The organism is Vibrio sp. Vb0937, from assembly GCF_033338855.1.
Genome location: NZ_JAWOTK010000286.1, coordinates 1 through 1221 on the forward strand (window position 1 = coordinate 1; position 1221 = coordinate 1221).

The following is a 1221-nucleotide window of genomic DNA, read 5'->3' on the forward strand; positions in this document are numbered from 1 at the left end:
CTTAGAAGTGACTGGCGCGACATTGCTGCCATTTGGTCGAGTTACTTATCATGTTAGCGCGACAGTGTCTCATGAGAGTGCTGAAAACATCGTATTAGGTGGCGCACAAGTAAAAGCGATGATTGCTGGGGCAGAGAATACATTCGTTGATACAACCAGCGTCACGTTTGAACCTGCAGAATACAAATACACGCTAGATGCAGCGGTAACGCCAGCTGAATATCAAGTCGCAAACGTTTTGACGTACACGCTCACCGCAAAAAATACTGGCCTGTTTGCAGTAAAAGGCTTAGACATAACCCAACCTTTTTTGTCTCTTACTGGTGAGGTTCTAAGCGGTGCCAACGCTCCAGTTTTTAGTCATGTCGAGATCAGTGCTGTCGCTTCTTCTGGGAGTAATACGGGAACATTTTCGAAAGAAGATGATTTGTCGGTAGAGAATGCGGAGCTATCCGTGGGTGGTTACATCACTTACACCATCAAAGCGACCGTTGCGAATGATCTGGTTTCTGACATTACAACTAAGGCGTCGGCGTTAACGCGCGATGGCCCTGTAGAAAGCAATGTTCTTGTCACGCCTCCAGCGACGCCGAACGTTACGCTTACCCATACACTTTTGTCTTCGACACCTTATTTAATAAACGGTAAGCTCAATTTCGAAATCAAAGTCAGTAACAACGGTGGTGCGATTGCACATGGTTACCACGTTACCCAGAACATCAACACGTTACTTACCAACAATGGCTTGGCGAACGATCTCTCGTCTGCTTTTAACAACACCGATGTGACCGGAAATCCATTCTCAACGTGGACTGTAACGGTCAACAACATTGGCTCTAACTCCTTATCTGCCTATCAAGCAAGTGGAGTTCAAACTGATGTCGATTTTGACGATACGGTGTCGATCTACCCCGGTGAGTCAATCACTTACCTAGTTGAAGCTACACTGACGCCAATCACCATTGGTACGCTTCAAGGCTTTGCTGCTGCCGTCAAAGATGAATCAGGTTCATTAGTTCAGAGCGCAAACGTCGCAGATACAGTCAATGCAGAAAAAGTGCTGAACGTTTCTGACTCCGATATTGCCATTTCTAAAACAACCACCGCATCAGAATATGTGCCCGGTGGAAACATCGAATATGAAATTACGGTAACCAACGGTTCGTCTAAGTACTTTGCCAATAACTTATTGATTCAAGATAACTTAACTTGTGTCATGAC

Annotated in this window: 1 pseudogene; it reads left to right on the forward strand. The window is 45.4% G+C overall.

Annotated features, from left to right (window positions below):
* A pseudogene (locus tag R7P67_RS25115) lies at positions 1-1221 on the forward strand (hypothetical protein); the annotation flags it as partial.